This window comes from Aminobacter sp. AP02, assembly GCF_003148805.1.
Classification (GTDB): Bacteria; Pseudomonadota; Alphaproteobacteria; order Rhizobiales; family Rhizobiaceae; genus Aminobacter.
On the sequence record NZ_QGGX01000006.1, the window covers coordinates 162,472 to 182,201 of the forward strand.

The following is a 19,730-nucleotide window of genomic DNA, read 5'->3' on the forward strand; positions in this document are numbered from 1 at the left end:
CGGGTGACCTTCCCTGAAGCGCTCATTGGCATGATGCCTCTCCGCCATACCGGCCGATCCGGTATGTCCCTGTACCATCCGCATTTTTAGGGGCGTTTTTCCCATGTCTTCAGTCAATACCAATGCGTCGGCAATGACCGCGCTGCAGACGCTCGCTGCAACCAACAAGAACCTCTCCACCACCCAGGGCCGCATCGCTACCGGCATGCGTGTCGCCGAAGCTTCCGACAACGCCGCCTACTGGTCGATCGCCACCACCATGCGTTCCGACAACAAGGCCAACTCGGTCGTCCAGGACGCGCTTGGCCTCGGCGCCGCCAAGGTCGACACCGCCTATGCCGGCATGAAGAGTGCCATCGAGGTCGTCGACAAGATCAAGGAAAAGGTGCTGCTGGCCAAGGCCACCGACAGCGCGACCGAGCGTGCGAAGATCCAGAGCGAAATCACCACCTACCAGGCGCAGCTCAAGGACAACATCGCCGGCGCCAGCTACGCCGGTTCGAACCTGCTCCAGAATGGCACGGCCGCGACCGACCCGACCAAGCTCAGCGTGATCACTTCCTACAATCGCGGTACCGGCAATGCCGTCACCACTGGCACGATTGACGTGGCATTCGCCAACACTCGTCTGATCAACTCGGATCCGGCCGCGGCGGCTGCCAACAAGGGAATGTTGGACAAGAACGGTGCACAATCTGGGACGTCCATCCTTGACATTGATGTTTCGGACGTCACTGGCGTCACCGGCTACGTTGCGACCGACGTGGGTGCGTCTTTTGACAAGTTGCTGACCGACATCGAGTCGGCCCTCAGCTCGATGTCGACCGGCGCTGCCGAACTCGGCGCTTCCAAAGCCCGCATCGACATGCAGAAAGACTTCGTGTCCAAGCTCAGCGACTCCATCGACCGCGGTGTCGGCCAGCTCGTCGATGCCGACATGAACAAGGAATCGACCCGTCTGCAGGCCCTTCAGGTCCAGCAGCAGCTCGGCATCCAGGCTCTGTCGATCGCCAACTCCAACACCCAGTCGATCATGTCGCTCTTCCGCGGCTAACATCGGCAAATCTTAACATGAAGCTCGGGCCACACCTCGGTGTGGCCCGATTTCGTTTGGGCATCCGTGCAACTCAAGTCATGGCGCTCAATATTCAAATAAAACAGCAAGTTACTTTGAATTAACCATGATACTTAGATTTTTAATAGCAATTTTCCGGCAGATTGCCCGGCATGGCGGGTGACCTTCCCTGAAGTGCTCATTGGCATGATGCCTCTCCGCCATACCGGCCGATCCGGTATGTCCCTGTACCATTGCATTTCTTAGGGGCGTTTTTCCCATGTCTTCCATCAATACCAATGCGTCGGCAATGACCGCGCTGCAGACGCTCGCTGCAACCAACAAGAACCTCTCGACCACCCAGGGCCGCATCGCTACCGGCATGCGCGTCGCCGAAGCGTCCGACAACGCCGCCTACTGGTCGATCGCCACCACCATGCGCTCCGACAACAAGGCCAACTCGGTCGTCCAGGACGCACTTGGCCTCGGCGCCGCCAAGGTCGACACCGCCTATGCCGGCATGAAGAGTGCCATCGAGGTCGTCGACAAGATCAAGGAAAAGGTGCTGCTGGCCAAGGCCACCGACAGCGCGACCGAGCGTGCGAAGATCCAGAGCGAAATCACCACCTACCAGGCGCAGCTCAAGGACAACATCGCCGGCGCCAGCTATGCCGGGTCCAACCTGCTCAAGACCGGCGCGGCTGCGGCTGACCCGACCAAGCTGAGCGTGATCACTTCCTACAATCGCGGTACCGGCAATGCCGTCACCACTGGCACGATCGACATTGCATTCGCCAACACCCGGTTGATCGATCCCGCCGCCACTGGAACGCCTGTGGTTGGCGCCGGCATACTTGATAAAGCGGGTAGCAGGTCCGACGTTTCGATCTTGAACATCAACATCACCGGAACAAACCTGTCGAGCATCGCCCCCAAAGATGCTGGTGGCACCGCTATCGCCACTCCCACCGAAGCAGACAAATTCGATGCTCTTCTGACCGATATCGAGTCGGCCCTCAGCTCGATGGCGACCGGTGCCGCCGAACTCGGCGCCGCCAAGGCTCGCATTGATCTGCAGAAGGACTTCGTGTCCAAGCTCAGCGACTCGATCGACCGCGGTGTCGGCCAGCTCGTCGACGCCGACATGAACAAGGAATCGACCCGCCTGCAGGCCCTTCAGGTCCAGCAGCAGCTCGGCATCCAGGCTCTGTCGATCGCCAACTCCAACACCCAGTCGATCATGTCGCTCTTCCGCGGCTAATGACTGACCAGAATAGCTGCTAAGAGCCGTCTCAGGCACTTGCCGCTAGGATCGGGTCGCACCGCAAGGTGCGGCCCGATTTCGTTTTTCAGCCCCTGCCAAGCTAGCTTGGCGCAAGCCTCCTCCCAGATAAATGCCCCAGCGTCACCGATCGGGGCGAACGCTCGCGTCGCCAACGCTCTTAATCCACCGTTAACCATGAACCGCTAGTTATGGTTAACCAATTGCCATGCGGTTCATCGGCTGCCACGGGGCGGAAACGAACAGCATCCGCGACCGGTCCAATAGCCGCTGCCAGCGGCGCGGTTTTGACAGAGGGGGCTTTATCGATGTCCAGTATTATGACCAATGCTTCGGCAATGACGGCACTCCAGAGCCTCAGCGCCACCAACAAGGCGCTCCAGACCACGCAGGGGCGCATTTCGACCGGCTTCCGTGTCGCCGAAGCTTCCGACAACGCGGCTTACTGGTCGATCGCGACAACCATGCGCTCGGACAACAACGTCAACTCGGTCGTGCAGGATGCGCTCGGCCTCGGCAGCGGCAAGGTAGACACTGCCTACACCGCAATTAACAACGCCCTCACCGCCGTTGATAAGATCAAGAAGAATGTGCTTCTGGCGAAGAATGTTGGCCCCGAACAGCGCGCCAAGCTCCAGACCGAGATCGACACATATGTCGCCCAGCTGAAGGATGCGATTGGCGGCGCCAACTACGCCGGCTCCAATCTGCTCCAAACAGATTCCTCGAAGGATACTGCCAATCCGACAGCCACGCCTCCCGTTGCCGAGAGCAATCATTTCAGCATCATCTCGTCCTACAACCGCGACTCGACCGGCGTCGTTTCGACCGGCAGCATCGACATCGCGCTGAAGAATGTTCGGCTGATCGATGACGTGACACCAGCAGCCGGCCCTCCAGTCGTCGCGAAGAGCGGCATCCTCGACAAAAAGGGCCACGCCTCCGATGTTTCCCTGCTCAATATCAAAGTTGACGATCTGACCGGCGTGAAGGCACGTGACGCTGCTGACGCCGTCATCGCCACTCCAACCGAATCGCAGGCGTTCGACGCCTTGCTGACGGATGTCGAAACGGTGCTTGCCAGCATGGCCGACGCGGCGTCGGAACTCGGTGCCGCCAAGGCGCGCATCGACATGCAGAAGGACTTCGTGTCCAAGCTCATGGACTCGATCGACCGTGGCGTTGGCCAGCTTGTCGACGCCGACATGAACAAGGAATCGACCCGTCTGCAGGCCCTCCAGGTCCAGCAGCAGCTCGGCATCCAGGCTCTGTCGATCGCCAACTCGAACTCGCAGAATATCCTGTCGCTGTTCAAGGGCTGATCGCCCCTCACGACACTCGACCATTTTGCCATGGGCCGCGCATCGCGCGGCCCATAACATTTTCGCACAAGCTTCGAGGTTTAGGGTCTGCCGGATAGTTTTGCGGGGAACCTACGCACGTGCCCGAACAGTTACAGAGCATCGTCGCCAATCTCAGGAGTTTCGGCCCACGCCGGCTCGCCATGCTGGGCGGCATCGCAGCGCTGGTCCTCGCCATCGTCGGCGTGGCGTCCATCTATCTCAACCGTCCGGCATACGAGACACTTTATGTCGGGCTCGAACGCTCCGACGTGAACCAGATTGGCATGGTGCTGGGCGAGGCCGGCATCGGCTTCGACGTCGCATCCGACGGCACGACTGTCCTGGTACCAGCCGGCAATACTGCACAGGCGCGTATGTTGCTCGCTGAAAAGGGTCTGCCGACCAGCGCAAACGCCGGCTACGAGCTGTTCGACAACGTCGGTTCGCTCGGTCTCACCTCCTTCATGCAGCAGGTCACCCGCGTCCGCGCATTGGAAGGCGAGATCGCCCGCACCATCCAGTCGATCACCGGCATCAAGGCCGCCCGTGTCCACATCGTCATGTCCGAGCGCGCCAATTTCCGCCGCGACGAGCAAAAGCCGTCGGCTTCGGTCGTCATCCGCGCCTCCAGCGTCGACGCTGACAAGAGCGCCATGTCGATCCGTCATCTCGTCGCCGCTGCCGTACCCGGCCTCGACGCCGAACGCGTGACGGTGCTTGATTCGAGCGGCAACCTGCTTGCGGCTGGCGATGATCCCAACAATTCAAGTGCAGCGCGCTCCATCGGCGTCGAACGCACCGTCGAGACCCAGATCGAAGACAACATCCGTCGCGCGCTCACCGCCTATCTCGGACCCGACAATTTCCGCGCCAGCGTCAAGGCCGACGTCAACACCGATTCGCGCCAGACCGAAGAGACCATCTTCGATCCGGAATCGCGCGTGGAGCGTTCCGTCCAGGTCGTCCGCGCCAACGAAGACTCCAACCAGAGACAGTCATCGACGCCAGCGACCGTCGAACAGAACCTGCCGGACGCCGAGGCGGGCGCCGCCACGGACGGCCCGCAATCGAGTTCGAAAAGCGACCGTAAGGAAGAAATCACCAACTACGAGATGAACTCCAAGCGCATCGCCACCGTCTCCAACGGCTATTCGGTGACCAAGATGTCGATCGCCGTCGTCGTCAACCAGCAGCGCCTGGCAGCGATCCTCGGCAAGGACGCAACGCCCGAAGCCATCGCCGCACGTGTCGCCGACATCCAGAAGATGGTGACCTCGGCCACCGGCTTCGACGAAAAGCGCGGAGATCTCATCAACGTCTCGGCGGTCGAGTTCATCGACGGCCTCGACGGCGAAGTGGTCGCCAGCCCCGGCGTCCTCGACTCCGTCGGCCAGCATGCCGGCACCCTGATCAACGCCGCCGCCTTCATCGTTGTTGTCTTCCTCGTCGCCTTCTTCGGCCTGAGGCCGATGGCTGCAGCCCTTTCGCGCCCCGCGGAAGCCCCCGCTTTTGCCGGCCCGAGCTTTGAGGAAATGCAGCGTTCGTTGCCGACGCCGGAAGGCATGGCGTCCTTCGAAGAGGAGGAACCCGCGGCCCTTGCCGACCAGCGGCCGCATGCGATGGACGACCTGCGCAACAAGCTGCGCCCCGCCCCGCAGGACCGCCTCGCCCGCATGGTCGACATCAATGAAGAGCGCACCGCGCTGATCCTCCGCAAATGGGCCGGCCAAGAGGTCGCCGCCTGATGTCGATCGCAGCGCTTTACGAACGGCTGACCGACTTCGCGCCACTTGCCCCTCAAGGCGTCGAGTCCGAAGCGTCGGACGCCGTTTCTTATCCCAAGGCCGTCCCAGATCCTGACATCACCGCAATCGTGGCTGAAGCGGTAGCCCAGGCAGAGGCGGAACTCACCGCGCGTCTGGCCGAAGAGCATGAGGCCGCTCTCGAAGCCGAGCGTCAGCGCCATGCTGGTGAAATGGCAGAGTTCGGCGCTCGCTTCGGGGCTCACGCCGGTGCTGCCATCGCCACGAGCATGGCCGAGATGGAAACGCGCCTTGTCCACCTCGCCACCGATGCTGCCGCCCGCGTCGTCGCTACCTTGGTCAGCGACGACATCCGCAGCCGCTCCATCGATGCCCTGGCCAAAGCCATCATCGCGGCCTGCGCTGATCGCGAAGCGGTGCGCATCAAGGTCAGCGGCCCGCAGTTCCTGTTCGATGCGCTAACCGTCGCCATCGGCGGACGCGCCGACAATGTCGACTTCATCGAAGCCGTCGGCTTCGATCTCTCCGTTTCGATCGACGACAACCTGTTTGAGACCCGCCTTGGCGAATGGTCTTCGGCGCTTTCCGAGACCTTGCCATGAGCGCGACAGACGGCACCGAGCCACGGCACGAAATCGTCATTGTCCGGCGTGCCCATTCCGATCACGACGAAGGCCATCACGGCGGCGCCTGGAAAATCGCCTTCGCCGACTTCATGACGGCGATGATGTGCTTTTTCCTCGTCATGTGGCTGATCAGCGCCGCCAACGAACAGACCAAGGCAGCTGTTGCAAGCTACTTCAATCCGGTGAAGCTGGTCGACCGTAACGCCAGCCGCAAGGGTCTCGAAGACCTTGGCGATGGTCCCAACTCGGTCGGCCTCACGGCCGAGGATCCGCAGGAAGCGAGCGGCAAGGCCGGCAGCGACGGCCGTGGCAATGCCGGCCCGTCCACCGAGAAGAACTCGGCCGACTCCGCCGACATAGTCAAGCGTTCCGACGAGCACCTGTTCAACGATCCCTACGCCGTTCTCGCCGAAATCGCCCAGGAAACCGGCGCCAAGGCCAATGTCTCCGAACGCGGTGACGGTGGTGCCCAGGACGCTGGCCCCTCGAGCGGCGCTACCGGCGGCGAAGCCTACCGCGATCCCTTCGCGCCAGATTTCTGGACCGAACAGGTCGCCACACCCGCCGCCGAGGCAAGCGCCGAGCGTGCCAAGATCGAAGGCGAGCCGGCAAAGCCCGGCGACAAGACCGAGCGTTCCGTGAGTTCAGAAGCGGTAAAGGCTCCCGAACCACAGGCAAAGACCGCTGCTCCGGTCACGTCGGCACCTGAAACCGCAAAGCCCGGGGACGCACCAAAATCGCAGGCTGCCGAAGCCGAAGCAATGGCCGACAAGCCGAAGCCCAAGGACGATGCGCCGAGCAAGGACACCATCAAGGATGCCGACGCCATCCGGCGCGAACTCGCCGAGGCCATCAAGTCAGGTCCAAACCTGCCTGACGGCGTCTCCGTCGTCGCCACAGACAGGGGCGTCGTCATTTCGGTTACCGAGCAGTTCGACTTCGGCATGTTCGAGATCGGTTCCGCCGTGCCGCGCAAGCAACTCGTGCTCGCCATGGAAAAGATCGCCAAGACCATCTCGGCGCATGAGGGCAACGTGTCGATCAACGGCCACACCGATGCCCGTCCGTTCCGTGGCGGCGGCTATGACAACTGGCGGCTGTCCACCGCGCGCGCCCATTCTGCCTACTACATGCTGGTCCGCGCCGGGCTCGACGATAAGCGCATCACCGAGGTCGCGGGCTTCGCCGACCGCAAGCTGAAAGACGCCACCGAGCCGTTTTCGGCCACCAACAGGCGCATCGAAATCCTGCTGGAGAAGCCTGAATGAGGCTCGCGGCGACCCTGTCAGGTGCGGCCCTCATCGCCCTGGTCGCCACGGGCGTAGCAGGCGAAGCGCGCGCCAGCGAAGCGCCGGCGCTCGAGCCCTACCAGCTCGTGCGCTGCCTGCAGCTGTTGCAGGACCGCATCGCTTCAGGCGACCAGGCCTCGCTGCCGCTGCAGCGCCGCCTGCTTGAAATGACCGACGAGCGCATGCGCACGGCCGATCCGGCCGCATTCAAGGAGATCAAGAACTTCCGCGCGCTGTTGATCTACGCCATGAGCGGCGGCAACCCGCTGACCATCGAACAAGTAGTGTCGCGGCTGACACTGGACGAGGCCGACCAGAAGCTGGCGCAAGGCGTCATCGACTACCTCAGGGGCAAGCCCAAGGGCACTGTCGAGGCACTCGCCTCGATCGATCCGTTGAGCCTGACCTCCGAACTGGGTGCCTTCCTTGCCCTGGTCAAGGGTTCGGTCAGCATCGCCGACGAGCCCGAAAAGGCAATGAAACTGTTCGACCAGGCCCGGCTACTCAGCCCCGGCACGCTGGTCGAGGAAGCCGCATTGCGCCGTTCGGTGGCGCTTGCCAGCAAGCTAGAGGACGGCGGCCGCTTCCTACGCACGTCGACCCAATATGTCCGCAGCTATCTGCGCTCGCCCTATGCCAGCCAGTTCGCCGATGCCTTCGTCGCCGGCGTCGTCACGCTTCATGCCTCGGTCAATCTCGACTCGGTTGCAGAAATCACTGCGATGATGGATGCTGAGCAGGAGAAGGTTGTCTATCTGCGTATCGCCCGTCGTGCCGCGATCGACGGCTTGAGCGATCTCTCCGCGTTTGCCGCCGCCAAGGCTGCGCAAGGCCGCGATGGCCAGCGCAACAATGCCGACCCACGCACTCAGCTCTATTCGGGTCTTTCGTCCATCACCTCGGGCAACGCCGCCGAGATGCTGGGCAAGCTTGGCGGCATCGATCGCGACAAGCTGTCCAAGGGCGACCGCGCCCTGCTCGACGCTGTCGAGGCGGTTGCATCCGAGCTGACCTCGGCTGTACCGGCCGCACCGGCGGCCAAGAAACCTGTCGACATAGCGGATCTGCCGCCGCCGCCGCTCGACATCCCGTCGCCCGTAGCCGACCCGATGGTTCCAGATGCCATCGACGCATCAGATACCACTCCACTGACCACGACCCAGGAACCGGCTTTCGCAACCGCGCCAAGGGTCGTGCCGTTGACGAAGCAAGAGCCGCCAGCTGAGCCAGAAGACCCCAAGGTCATCGAAGCGCGGCGCACGCTCGAATCCATTGACGAACTTCTCGGAGCCTCCCCCAAATGACCGACGGCATCAGCTCGGCACTGGTGAGCCCGCTCGCCAGACATGCATCGGTGGCAGACCGCAACGCCCTCCCGGGCAATGACGAGCAGTCCGATTTTGACAGCGCGTTGATGTCGCCGAAAAAGGACGATCAGCCGAAGGGCGCGGATGCGACCCGTGAAAAAGGGCTGCACAAGTTTGCCGAACGGCTTGCCGCGCCTAACCCACATGGTGCCGAAGACGCGACAACCGCTGAAGGCGATGTTCCGGCCGATGCGGAGCCGGCGCAGGATGCGGAACTGCCGCTTCCCGATGCGCCAGCCAAGGATGTCTCCAAAGCAGACGCTGCGGACGTCGCAATGCCCCTGGTGCTTGCCTTGAGCGAGCTGCGCAAGGCGGGCAGCCAGCCGGCCAACGCTGCACCGGCAAATGCCACCGACGCCGACACTGGCGATGCAACTTTGCAGCCTGATATTTCCGGGGATGTGCCCAAAGGCGAGCGTTCAGCCCTGGTCACCTCAGCGCGTACGTCCTCCGCTGCTACGTCGTTGCCGCCGGGATTGGCGCCCGCTTCCGAAGCTACAACGACAGCGCAACCCGGAACGACAGCGACGGCGAACCCGGGAGACGTGGACACAGCGCTCGACAAGCCTGCCCGTCCTACCGCAAAGCAGGCCGATCAGCCTGCCGTCACAAGCCGCGTCAGCGTCATCTCCGAGCAGGCGATCCCCGCTCCCGCAAGCTCGGGTGCCAACAGCACCACAGGCGCGTTGGCATTGGAAATCGCTTCGGCTGCCCCACGCCACACGGCCGCGGCAAGTGCCGTCCAGCAGCTTCAGTCCAGCGCCACAAATGCACCGGCAGCACAGGTCTTGAAGATCCAGTTGCGTCCGGTCGAACTGGGCATGGTCACAGCCAATCTTCACCTCGCCGGACAACAACTTTCAGTTGAAATACAAGTTGAGAATGCCGAGGCGTATCACAGGCTTTCCGCCGACCGCGAGGCGATCAATACAGCGCTGCGAGGTCTCGGATTCGACGTCGACCGCGTCACCATCCTGCAGCCTCAGTCGAACGCGTCGGCCCAGGCACGCGGCGATGGCGACGCGGCATCCCAGGGCTCCGGCGGCCGAGACCAGCCGTCGTTCCAGCCAGGTGGAACAGGCAGCGAGGGTGGCAATACAGGCAATGGACGTAACGGCGGGAGAGCGGCAAATGAAGACGGCAACGCACGCAACATTTCGTCGCCTCGCACTGATCGCGCTGACAGCAGCCGCTATATCTAGCGCTTCGACGGGCCTGGCTGCCGCCTCCGCCAATCCGTGCGAACCGGAGATCCTGCGCGCCGCGGACCGGTATGGCGTGCCGGTGGGGATACTCTATGCCGTCGGTTTGACAGAGACCGGCAAGAAGGGGAGTCTTCAACCCAACGCATTGAATATAGAAGGAAAAGCCGTCTTCCCAAAGAATGCGGCAGAGGCTCTTGCAGCTTTTGAGGCTGCCCGCAGCGAGGGCAAGACCCTGATCGATCTCGGCTGCATGCAGATCAACCATCGCTACCATGCCGCCGAGTTCCGGTCGGTGCGCGACATGCTCGATCCCCGTCGCAATGTCGATTACGCCGCGCGATTCCTGGTCAGTCTTCACAGCCGCCACGAGTCCTGGTCGATGGCCGTCGCCCGCTATCATGCCGGCCCCAACAACGACCCGGCCCAGAAGCGCTACGTCTGCCGCGTCATCGCCAACATGGTCGCCACAGGCTTCGGCCGCTGGACCGACAACGCCCGGAGTTTCTGCAACCCCTAGGGGTGCGAGGCACGTTGAACCGGCCGCGAGCCGAGACCCCAGCCAGCTTCGAAATGATGAAACAGGATGCACGCATGTCGTGCAGCCGTTTCAACCCATGCGATTCCTGACTCCCAAAAAAATAGTGGCAAGAATTCACGATTGGTCGCCTTGCTCCCGACCCATTACCGATTGGTTAACGGGGCATTTTTTCTGATTCGGAAGGCGGGGCCGATGATTGTTGTTGTCGACGAGCGCGAGCTCGTCACCAAAGGATATAATTCACTTTTTGACCGGGAAGGTGTGGCTTGCGCGGGCTTCCGCTCGGGCGAGTTCGGCGAATGGGTCACCAGCGCTCCCGAAGAGGATCTGCGCTCGGTTCGCGCCTTTCTCATCGGCGATTGCAACGAGGATTTGATTTCTCCTCGTCAGCTGCGCGATCGCACCAAGGCTCCTGTCATCGCGCTCAGCGAACAGAACAATCTCGAGAACACCCTCAAGCTTTTCGAGTCGGGCGTCGATGACGTCATCCGCAAGCCTGTCCATATCCGGGAGATCCTGGCACGCATCTCGGCAATCCGCCGCCGGGCCCAGGAAGACACCGGCTTCACCGAGATCGGCGCGATGCGCATCTTCATGGATGGCCGCGACCCCGAAATCCATGGCGAGCCGATGCCGTTGCCGCGCCGCGAACGCCGAATCCTGGAATATTTGGCAAGCAACAGCGGCCGCCGAGTCACGAAGACACAGGTCTTCAACGCGATCTACGGTGTGTTCGACGAAGAAGTCGAAGAAAATGTCGTAGAAAGCCACATCTCCAAGCTGCGCAAGAAGCTGCGCGAGCGTCTGGGACACGACCCGATCGATTCCAAACGTTTCCTCGGCTACCGGCTGGTCGTCTGACCAGCCTCGCGCAAGTCATGCCGCGTAGCTTCATTATCGTGGCATGAGATTTGAGGAGACCATCGATGAGCCTTTACGGAATGATGCGAACCGGTGTTTCGGGCATGGCTGCCCAGGCAAACCGGCTGTCGACGGTCGCCGACAACATCGCGAATTCGAGCACGACCGGATACAAGCGCGCATTCACCGAATTCTCGTCACTGGTCCTGCCCAGCACGCCAGGCAGCTACAATTCAGGCGGCGTCACGACCAACGTGCTGAACTCGATCAGCAAGCAGGGCGCGCTGCAGTACACAACGTCGACCACCGATCTTGCGGTCGACGGCAACGGCTTCTTTGTCGTGCGCGACGCATCCGGCTCGCCTTTCCTCACCCGCGCCGGTTCTTTCGTGCCGGACGGCCAGGGCCGTCTGATCAACGCCGCCGGCTACCAGCTGATGGGTTACAGCTACGCCAACGGCGTTCCAGCAGCCACGGCCAACGGCTTCGAAGGACTTGTGCCGGTCCAGATTTCCGCGACTGAATTGACCGCGCTTCCGACCAAGAACGGCATCTTCACCGCAAACCTGCCCAGCGACGCCGCTGTCGTCGCCCCGCCGCTGCCGAGCGGCAACGCTGCTGGCGCGACCTACACCTCGAAATCGTCGATGGTGGTCTATGACAATCTCGGCGCCAAGAAGATTCTCGACGTTTACTATACCAAGACAGGCGCCAACACTTGGGATGTAGCTGTGTTCGACCAGTCGAAGGCTGCGTCAGGTACGTCATCGTTCCCATACGCCGCAGGTGGTCTGCTCGACAGTGACTCCCTCACATTCGACGGCACCACCGGCAAGCTGACCGGCGGAGGTACTTTGTCGTTCACCGTGCCCGGCGGTGCGCCAATGACCCTCGACATGTCCAAGATGACCCAGCTCGCCTCGCCCTACACGGTCACCAAGGCGGTGACGGACGGCAACGGTCCGAGCACGATCGAGCGCGTCCAGTTCGACACCGACGGCACCATGTACGCCCAGTACGCGGACGGCTCGATGAAGCCACTGTTCAAGATTCCGCTGGCAGACGTGGCAAGCCCTGACCGGCTCATCCAGCAATCGGGCAACGTCTTCTCGCAAAGCTCTGACTCGGGCGAGGTCCAGATCGGCTTCGCCGACTCAGGCGGCCGCGGCAAGATGGTTTCCGGAGCTGTCGAGAACTCCAACGTCGATATCGCTGAGGAACTCACGGCCATGATCGAGTCCCAGCGCAACTACACCGCCAACTCCAAGGTCTTCCAAACCGGGGCAGACCTCATGGATATCCTCGTCAACCTGAAGAGATAGGACTGACGGGCCTCAGTCCGCGAAAGATTCAGCATGTCGTTGTCATCTGCCCTTAGCATCGCTCAATCTGCGCTTCGCAACACGTCGCGTCAGACCAGCACGGTTTCCCGCAACGTCGCGGATGCATCGAACCCAGACTACGCGCGCCGCACGGCGGTGCTCACCAGCACCGGTCCCGGCGCGCGCGTCGTCGAGATCCAGCGGGCGACCAACGAACTGCTGTTTCGCCAAAACCTGTCAGCTCTGGCCGATTTCTCCGGCCAGAACACGCTCTTCGAAGGCCTGCAGAAGCTGGCCCTCGACGTCAACGGCTCCGACAACAAGAGTTCGCCGGCGACCGTGCTTGGGAAGTTCCAGCAGGCGCTGCAGCTCTATGCGGCATCGCCTTCCAACCAGAACCTCGGAACGGCAGCGATCGATGCCGCCCGCCAGGTCGTACGTTCATTGAACGATGGCACCGATGCCATCCAGAAGATCCGCACCGAGGCGGACGGCGAAATCGCCACAGCGGTCGATGACCTCAATACCTTGCTGGCCGACTTCGAACAGGCCAACAAGCTCATCATGACCGGGACCCGCACCGCGCGCGACGTCAACGATTCCCTCGACCAGCGCGACGCCATTTTGAAGAAGATTTCCGAGATCGTTCCGATCTCGACCTTCAAGCGTGGCGACAACGACATGGTCATCACCACGGCATCAGGCGCGACGCTGTTCGAGACCGTGCCGCGCGCCGTCACTTTCGAGCAGTCGCCTGGCTTTGCCCCAGGCATGGCCGGCAGCAAGGTCTACATCGACGGGGTGCCCATCCAGCCGGGAACCGGCGCCAACACCGATGCTGCAGGCAAGCTCGCAGGACTGGTTCAACTGCGCGACAGCGTCGCCAACACCATGCAGGCCCAGCTCGACGAAACCGCTCGCGGCCTCATCACTGCCTTCTCCGAGTCAGCGCCAGGGCTTGCCAACCAGGCTGGCCTGTTCACCTGGTCGGGCGGCCCCGCCGTTCCGCCGGCCGGTACGCTCATCAACGGCCTCGCGCGTCAGATCAAGATCAATCCTGCGGTCGACCCGACTGTCGGCGGCAACCCGAAGCTCCTGCGCGACGGCGGCATCAACGGCGCGTCCTACATCGCCAATACGGCAAACAACGCGTCCTACGCTGATCTTTTGATTTCCTACGGCAACCGCATCGACGAGCCTATGGTCTTTGACCCGGCGGCCGGCATCACCGCAAACTCCAGCCTCAGCAGCTTCACCACCAATTCGATTGGCTGGTTCGAAGCCATGCGCAAGCAGGCCGATAGCGCCACCCAGAGCAAGGAAGCACTGGCGGTCCGTACGGCCGAGGCGCTGTCCAGCGAAACAGCTGTCAACGTCGACATCGAGATGTCGCTGATGCTCGATCTCGAGCACGCCTACCAAGCCTCGGCGAGGCTCTTGAAGGCTGTCGACGAGATGCTCAGTGCATTGTTGGCAGCGGTGAGGTAGCACGATGAAAACCACCTTCGTTTCCACTTCAGCCGTCACCAACGCGCTGCGCTATTCGATGATGCGCCAGCAGTCGGCGCTCATCAAAGCGCAGAAGGAGGCCACCAGTGGCTTCGTCGCCGACACCGGGCTGGCGCTAGGCGCGCGCACGGCCCAGTCGGTCGCCTTGAACCGCGACCACGAACGCCTGGGTGGCATTGTCGATTCCAACGCTCTGGTGGCGTCGCGCCTGTCGATGACGCAGAAGTCTCTCAAGCAGATCGGCGCGTCCGCCCAGTCCCTGCTGGCCAGCCTGACAACCAGCGCGTCCAGCGACGCTACCTACGGACAGACGCGTGACACAGCTCGGGCGACGCTCGAAACCATGACGGCCGTGCTCAACACGAGCCTTAACGGCGAATATCTGTTTGCCGGTACCAATACCGACGTCAAGCCGTTCAACGACTTCAAGCCTGGTTCGCCGAGCAAGGTGGCATTCGACACCGCTTTCCAGACCCATTTCGGTTTCACGCAGAACGACCCGGCCGCCAAGAACATCACCGCTGCCCAGATGGACAGCTTCATGACCACCAAGGTCGAACCGATGTTTCTCGGCTCCGGTTGGCAGGGCACATGGTCGAATGCCACCGATCAGGGCATTACCAGCCGCATCACTTTGAACGAGACGACGGAAAGCTCGGTCAGCGCCAATGAAATGGGCATACGCAAGATCGCGATGATCTCGGTGGTCATGAGCGACCTGCTCGGTTCCAATGTCGGCGACGCGGCTCGAGCGGCACTCGTTACCCGCGGCGTCGCGACCATCGGCGCGGCTGTCAGCGACATCGGCCAGCTCGAAGCGAGAACCGGCATCATCGAGCAGCGCGTCAGCGGTGCCACCGAGCGGCTGAAAATGCAGCAGGACCTCTACGAAGGCTACATCCTGGAAACCGAGGGCGTGAACCCCGAAAAAGCGGCGACGCGCGTAACCGATCTCATCTCGATGATCGAGAAATCCTACGCCCTGACTGCCCGCATTCAACAGCTCAGCCTGATGAAATTCCTCTGATCTGACGGCAACCAACGGGACGCATATGTATCAATTTTCCTATGCCGATATCCAGGACGACTCGATTGCCGACGCCAAGGATCGCGAACGCCAGCTTCTCAGCCGTTCGATCGATCTTTTGACCAGGGCAAGCGAAGTCGGCCCCAATTCCCGGGAAGCCATCGACGCGCTGATGTTCACCAACCGTGTGTGGACATCGCTGCTGGACGACCTCGGCAGCCCCGAGAACGCGCTTCCCAAGGAGCTGCGCGCAAATCTCATCTCCATCGGCCTGTGGCTGCTGCGCGAGTGCGAAGACATCCGCCAGGGCCGCACCGACAACTTCGAAGGCCTGATCGAGGTCTCGCAGATCATCCGTGACGGCATACAATGAAAAACACGCTGAAGATCTCGCTGAAGGCCAACGAGAAGATCTACATCAACGGCGCCGTCGTCCGCATCGACCGCAAGGCCTCGCTTGAACTGCTCAACGACGCGCAGTTCCTGCTCGAAAGCCATGTCCTGCAGCCGGACCAGGCGTCGACTCCTCTGCGCCAGCTCTACTTCATCCTGCAGGTCATGCTGGTCGACCCCCAGGGGGCCGTCGAGGCACGCGACATGTTCCGCCGCTCGCTGCCGCTGCTGCTCGCCACCTTCGACAACGCCGAGATTCTTTCGAGCCTGAAGCACATCGACCGCCTCGTCGCCGAGGACCATGTCTACGAGGCGTTGAAGACGCTCCGCTCGCTCTATCCACTCGAACAGCGCATCATGACTGGCAACGATCAGCAGCCAATCGTACGCGCCATCGCCGCTGGAGGTTCTTTCTGATGCCCGTCGATTTCACCACTACTCCCCCTGTCGGCGCCAACACCGGTACCAAGTCGGCCGGCGCCAAGGCCTCGGTCGATTACCAGTCCTTCCTCAAGCTGCTCATGGCGCAGATGAAGAACCAGGACCCGACCAAACCGATGGACTCGACCGAATACGTCGCGCAGCTCGCCACCTTCTCGCAGGTCGAGCAGTCGGTGCAGATGAACTCGCGGCTCGACCAGATCCTGCAGTCGTCCGCGCTCGCCCAGGCCGACGCGCTGATCGGGCGCACGGTCACCTCAGCCGACGGCAAGACATCAGGCCAGGTCGCCGAAGTGCGTCTCGCCAAGGATGGCGTCATTGCCGTGCTCACCGACGGCAAGCAGATCACCATGGCTCCCGGCGTCACCGTCAAGGCGACGGCCGCGTGAACGAAGCCGATGCCCTCGACCTGGTCCAGTACGCCATCTGGACCGTGCTCACCGCCTCCGCGCCAGCGGTCGCGGCAGCCATGCTGGTCGGCGTCGGCATCGCGCTCATCCAGGCGCTGACCCAGATCCAGGAAATCACGCTCACCTTCGTGCCCAAGATCGTCGCCATCTTCCTGGTGGTAGCGCTCACTGGCCCGTTCATAGGTGCCCAAATTTCAAGCTTCACCAACGTCATCTTCGAGCGCATCGAAAACGGCTTCTGACAAAAGGCGGTCGTTGCGGGCCGGCCTCCCCTGGATTCCCGCTGTGGACCTCAGCAGCGACGCTGCTGGCCCATGCCTGCTCCATACAAATGGGTTCACCGCGCCCGCCGATCATGGTCTAGTCGTCTAACAACGATTCATTCACACGAGGGGCACCCGGCCCGGCCGGCATCAGCGCATGGACGATGACCACCAGTACGAGCAGGGTTCGGCACTTGCCCCGTTCAAGCACGGCATTTTCCGCTCGGTCTGGTTCGCCAGCCTGGCGTCGAATTTCGGCAGCCTGATCCAGTCGGTCGGTGCCGCCTGGCTGATGACCTCGATCGCCACGTCATCGGACATGGTGGCACTCGTCCAGGCCTCGATTTCGTTGCCGATCATGCTGTTTTCGCTGGCATCGGGCGCCCTTGCCGACAGCTACGACCGCCGCCGTGTCATGTTGACTGCGCAATGCTTCATGCTTGCCGTCTCCGCATTGCTGACGTTGGCCGCCTATCTCGGCGTGATCACGCCGTGGCTCTTGCTCGCCTTCACTTTCCTCATCGGCTGCGGCACCGCCCTCAACAACCCGTCCTGGCAGGCGTCGGTGGGCGACATGGTGCCCCGCCCCGTCATGCCGGCGGCGGTCGCGCTCAATTCGATGGGCTTCAACATGACGCGCAGCGTCGGTCCGGCCATCGGCGGCATCATCGTCGCCACCGCCGGTGCAGCCGCCGCCTTCGCCGTCAACACGCTCAGCTACTTCGCGATCATCTTCGTGCTGTTCCGCTGGCGCCCGCAGTATCCGGCCAACCCGCTGCCGCGCGAAACGCTCGGTCAGGCCATGGGTGCGGGCCTGCGCTACGTCGCCATGTCGCCCAATATCGGCAAGGTGCTTCTCCGCAGCTTTGCCTTCGGCTTTACCGCCGTCGTCATCCAGGCGCTCTTGCCGCTCGTCGCCCGCGACCTCGTTGCAGGCGGGCCCCTGACCTACGGTATCATGCTCGGCGCCTTCGGTATCGGCGCCGTCGGCGGCGCGCTGATTTCCGGCCGCATCCGCCGCGGCATGTCGAGCGAAACCATCGTGCGTTCGGCCTTCCTCGGCTTTGCGCTATGCAGCTGGATTGCCGCGTGGAGCTCCAATGCCTGGCTGACCAGCGGAGGCCTGCTCATCGGCGGCGCCTGCTGGGTGCTGGCACTTTCACATTTCAACATCACCGTACAGATGTCGACGCCGCGTTGGGTCGTCGGCCGCGCGCTGTCGATCTACCAGATGTCGACCTTCGGCGGCATGGCACTGGGCAGCTGGGTCTGGGGTCTCGTCGCCGAAAGCAACGGCGCGGCCACCGCGCTGATCGTCGCCGGCATCGTCATGCTGGCAGGAGCGGCGATCGGCTTCCTGCTGCCGCTGCCCGAGCATACGGCCCTCAATCTCGATCCGCTCAACCGTTTCCGCGAGCCGCATCTGGCCCTCGACGTCCGGCCGCGCTCGGGCCCCATCGTCATCACGATCGAATTCATCATCCGCGAGGAAGACGTCAGCGCCTTCCTCGATGCCATGACTGAAAGGCGCCGCGTGCGACGCCGCGACGGCGCCCGCAACTGGACGCTGTCGCGCGATCTGGAGAACCCCGAGATCTGGGTGGAGAGCTACCACACGCCGACCTGGCTCGAATACATCCGCCACAACCAGCGCGCCACCCACGCCGACGCCGTCATCGGCGACAAGCTGCGCGCGCTGCACAGCGGTGCTCAGCCGCCACGCGTCCACCGCCTGATCGAGCGCCCGACCAGCCTCGCCGCGGCACTCGGCACGCACAAGGGCCACATCGAGCTGCATTAAAGCATGGGTCGTCAGATCCAGTTCGGACAGGACCAGCTTTAACGGCGCTCACGAGCTCGGAACTACGGCCGCTGGCGAGGTCGGTATTTGCTCGACCTTCGATAGATCATATTAGCAAATTGTAATATTAAATCGACGCGCGCACCATCCGGCGCATTGGTCAGCAGGACCGGAGCCGTTGGTTTGGATCGATGCTTTCCACGATGCGCGTTCGGGCGACGAACGCATTCTCAGGATTGGAGCCCATCATGGATGTCGTTGTCAGAACTTACACAGGCAAGGGCTCGAAAGAGCTCTTTTCGCTGCTGGAAAAACACAAGGCAGAAGTCGAAAAGCTCATGCGCGCCGTCAAGGGGTTTGAAAGCTATACGCTTGCCCGTAGCAGTGATGGCGAAGGTGGGCTGTCGATGACGGTCTGCCACGACAAGGCTGGCACCGAAGAGAGTGTCAAGCTCGCCAGGGAGTGGATCTCGAAAAATGCGGCAGGCATCAATGTGGATGCCCCCAAAGTCTCCATGGGATCCATCATCATTCACGCCACAAAGTAGCAGTTTTCAATGAATTGGCCCGGTCGGGCGTCCGCCGGCCGGGCTGAATTGGATTAAACGATCAGCACTATGCCAGTGATTGTAAGGGCCGCGATCCAGATGAGATCGAAATTGATCCATCCACGGCGAAGGAATGAAAGGCCTGCCCATTCATAGACGCAAACAGTGACAACCAGGATCACTGCAAGCATGGCCCCCATATGCACGCCGATCGCCGACAGCGCGATGGGCAGCGATCCAGCAGCTGTCAAATCGCTAGCCGGGCTGCCCGAAAGGCACAGCGGGATGAGCACCGGCACGAGCATCAGGCCGGCCCCGTGGGCGGTCGCCATCAGGAACGACCAGACGCCAAGCCCCATCATCCCGGTTTTCATGCCGATCCTGACCCTATGGTTGTGACCGGATGTGGCATGGAAGATGGCCCAGCCGATGAGCACCATGCCGGCAGCTGTTTCCAACGAACGCTGGTCAGCGACCAGGCCAAGCGTCAACACAGCCATCGCAACGACACCGATCGAAACCATATGCCCGAGCGCGATGGGGATTAGAGCTAGCAGCGCTGTGCGTCGGCTTTCGCGGTGCAACCCGAGCGCAACAGCAAACAGCCACCCCATGGCGGGGTTGAGGCCGTGAAACGCTCCAAGGCCAGCAAGCACCAGCCAAGGCGAGATGGAAATCATGCTACGCC

Annotated in this window: 20 protein-coding genes; 19 read left to right on the top strand and 1 reads right to left on the bottom strand. The window is 62.2% G+C overall.

The window, feature by feature from the left end; translation table 11 throughout:
• Nucleotides 1-103: 103 nt before the first annotated feature.
• The 19 genes from C8K44_RS09725 (at nt 104) to C8K44_RS09820 (ending at nt 19,042) form a co-directional block, all read left to right on the top strand.
• Nucleotides 104-1,054: a flagellin gene (locus C8K44_RS09725; RefSeq protein WP_109575576.1), complete on the top strand. Its 951-nt coding sequence runs from the start codon at nt 104-106 to the stop codon at nt 1,052-1,054.
• A gap of 280 nt (nt 1,055-1,334) precedes the next feature.
• The gene (locus C8K44_RS09730) at nt 1,335-2,315 is read left to right on the top strand and encodes a flagellin (RefSeq protein ID WP_109575577.1); all 981 of its coding nucleotides are present in this window, start codon (nt 1,335-1,337) and stop codon (nt 2,313-2,315) included.
• Nucleotides 2,316-2,644: 329 nt separating this feature from the next.
• Nucleotides 2,645-3,658, top strand: coding sequence for a flagellin (locus C8K44_RS09740; RefSeq protein ID WP_109575579.1), 1,014 nt, complete (start codon nt 2,645-2,647; stop codon nt 3,656-3,658).
• A gap of 119 nt (nt 3,659-3,777) precedes the next feature.
• Complete coding sequence (gene fliF, locus C8K44_RS09745) at nt 3,778-5,424, top strand: flagellar basal-body MS-ring/collar protein FliF (protein ID WP_109575580.1); 1,647 nt, start codon at nt 3,778-3,780, stop codon at nt 5,422-5,424.
• The gene (locus C8K44_RS09750) at nt 5,424-6,044 is read left to right on the top strand and encodes a hypothetical protein (protein WP_109575581.1); all 621 of its coding nucleotides are present in this window, start codon (nt 5,424-5,426) and stop codon (nt 6,042-6,044) included. The genes fliF and C8K44_RS09750 overlap by 1 nt, the downstream gene beginning before the upstream one ends.
• Nucleotides 6,041-7,336: a MotB family protein gene (locus C8K44_RS09755; protein ID WP_245417434.1), complete on the top strand. Its 1,296-nt coding sequence runs from the start codon at nt 6,041-6,043 to the stop codon at nt 7,334-7,336. The genes C8K44_RS09750 and C8K44_RS09755 overlap by 4 nt, the downstream gene beginning before the upstream one ends.
• Entirely contained in the window at nt 7,333-8,661 is a 1,329-nt protein-coding gene (locus C8K44_RS09760) for a chemotaxis protein MotC (protein WP_109575583.1), read from the top strand. The genes C8K44_RS09755 and C8K44_RS09760 overlap by 4 nt, the downstream gene beginning before the upstream one ends.
• Nucleotides 8,658-9,926, top strand: a complete 1,269-nt coding sequence (locus C8K44_RS09765; protein ID WP_109575584.1) for a flagellar hook-length control protein FliK — start codon at nt 8,658-8,660, stop codon at nt 9,924-9,926. Before C8K44_RS09760 ends, C8K44_RS09765 begins: the two co-directional genes overlap by 4 nt.
• Nucleotides 9,856-10,446, top strand: a complete 591-nt coding sequence (locus C8K44_RS09770) for a transglycosylase SLT domain-containing protein (RefSeq protein WP_109575585.1) — start codon at nt 9,856-9,858, stop codon at nt 10,444-10,446. Before C8K44_RS09765 ends, C8K44_RS09770 begins: the two co-directional genes overlap by 71 nt.
• A 213-nt stretch (nt 10,447-10,659) precedes the next feature.
• The gene (locus C8K44_RS09775; protein ID WP_109575586.1) at nt 10,660-11,328 is read left to right on the top strand and encodes a response regulator transcription factor; all 669 of its coding nucleotides are present in this window, start codon (nt 10,660-10,662) and stop codon (nt 11,326-11,328) included.
• A 65-nt stretch (nt 11,329-11,393) separates the two neighbouring features.
• Entirely contained in the window at nt 11,394-12,650 is a 1,257-nt protein-coding gene (locus C8K44_RS09780) for a flagellar hook protein FlgE (RefSeq protein ID WP_109575587.1), read from the top strand.
• Nucleotides 12,651-12,683: 33 nt separating this feature from the next.
• On the top strand, nt 12,684-14,138 hold the full coding sequence (flgK, locus tag C8K44_RS09785) for a flagellar hook-associated protein FlgK (RefSeq protein WP_109575588.1): 1,455 nt from the start codon (nt 12,684-12,686) through the stop codon (nt 14,136-14,138).
• A gap of 4 nt (nt 14,139-14,142) precedes the next feature.
• Nucleotides 14,143-15,186: a flagellar hook-associated family protein gene (locus tag C8K44_RS09790; RefSeq protein WP_109575589.1), complete on the top strand. Its 1,044-nt coding sequence runs from the start codon at nt 14,143-14,145 to the stop codon at nt 15,184-15,186.
• Between the two features lie 25 nt (nt 15,187-15,211).
• The gene (gene flaF / locus C8K44_RS09795; RefSeq protein WP_109575590.1) at nt 15,212-15,559 is read left to right on the top strand and encodes a flagellar biosynthesis regulator FlaF; all 348 of its coding nucleotides are present in this window, start codon (nt 15,212-15,214) and stop codon (nt 15,557-15,559) included.
• Nucleotides 15,556-15,996, top strand: a complete 441-nt coding sequence (gene flbT / locus C8K44_RS09800; RefSeq protein WP_109575591.1) for a flagellar biosynthesis repressor FlbT — start codon at nt 15,556-15,558, stop codon at nt 15,994-15,996. The genes flaF and flbT overlap by 4 nt, the downstream gene beginning before the upstream one ends.
• The gene (flgD, locus tag C8K44_RS09805; RefSeq protein WP_109575592.1) at nt 15,996-16,409 is read left to right on the top strand and encodes a flagellar hook assembly protein FlgD; all 414 of its coding nucleotides are present in this window, start codon (nt 15,996-15,998) and stop codon (nt 16,407-16,409) included. Before flbT ends, flgD begins: the two co-directional genes overlap by 1 nt.
• Nucleotides 16,406-16,672 carry a flagellar biosynthesis protein FliQ gene (gene fliQ / locus C8K44_RS09810; RefSeq protein WP_109575593.1) on the top strand — a complete coding sequence of 89 codons (267 nt, stop codon included), beginning with the start codon at nt 16,406-16,408 and terminating at the stop codon, nt 16,670-16,672. The genes flgD and fliQ overlap by 4 nt, the downstream gene beginning before the upstream one ends.
• 178 nt (nt 16,673-16,850) lie before the next feature.
• Nucleotides 16,851-18,494, top strand: coding sequence for an MFS transporter (locus C8K44_RS09815; RefSeq protein WP_109575594.1), 1,644 nt, complete (start codon nt 16,851-16,853; stop codon nt 18,492-18,494).
• A gap of 248 nt (nt 18,495-18,742) precedes the next feature.
• On the top strand, nt 18,743-19,042 hold the full coding sequence (locus C8K44_RS09820) for a hypothetical protein (RefSeq protein WP_109575595.1): 300 nt from the start codon (nt 18,743-18,745) through the stop codon (nt 19,040-19,042).
• 53 nt (nt 19,043-19,095) lie between these two features.
• Here the strand turns inward: C8K44_RS09820 and C8K44_RS09825 are convergent, their stop codons facing one another.
• The gene (locus tag C8K44_RS09825; protein WP_109575596.1) at nt 19,096-19,722 is read right to left on the bottom strand and encodes a hypothetical protein; all 627 of its coding nucleotides are present in this window, start codon (nt 19,720-19,722) and stop codon (nt 19,096-19,098) included.
• Nucleotides 19,723-19,730: the final 8 nt, after the last annotated feature.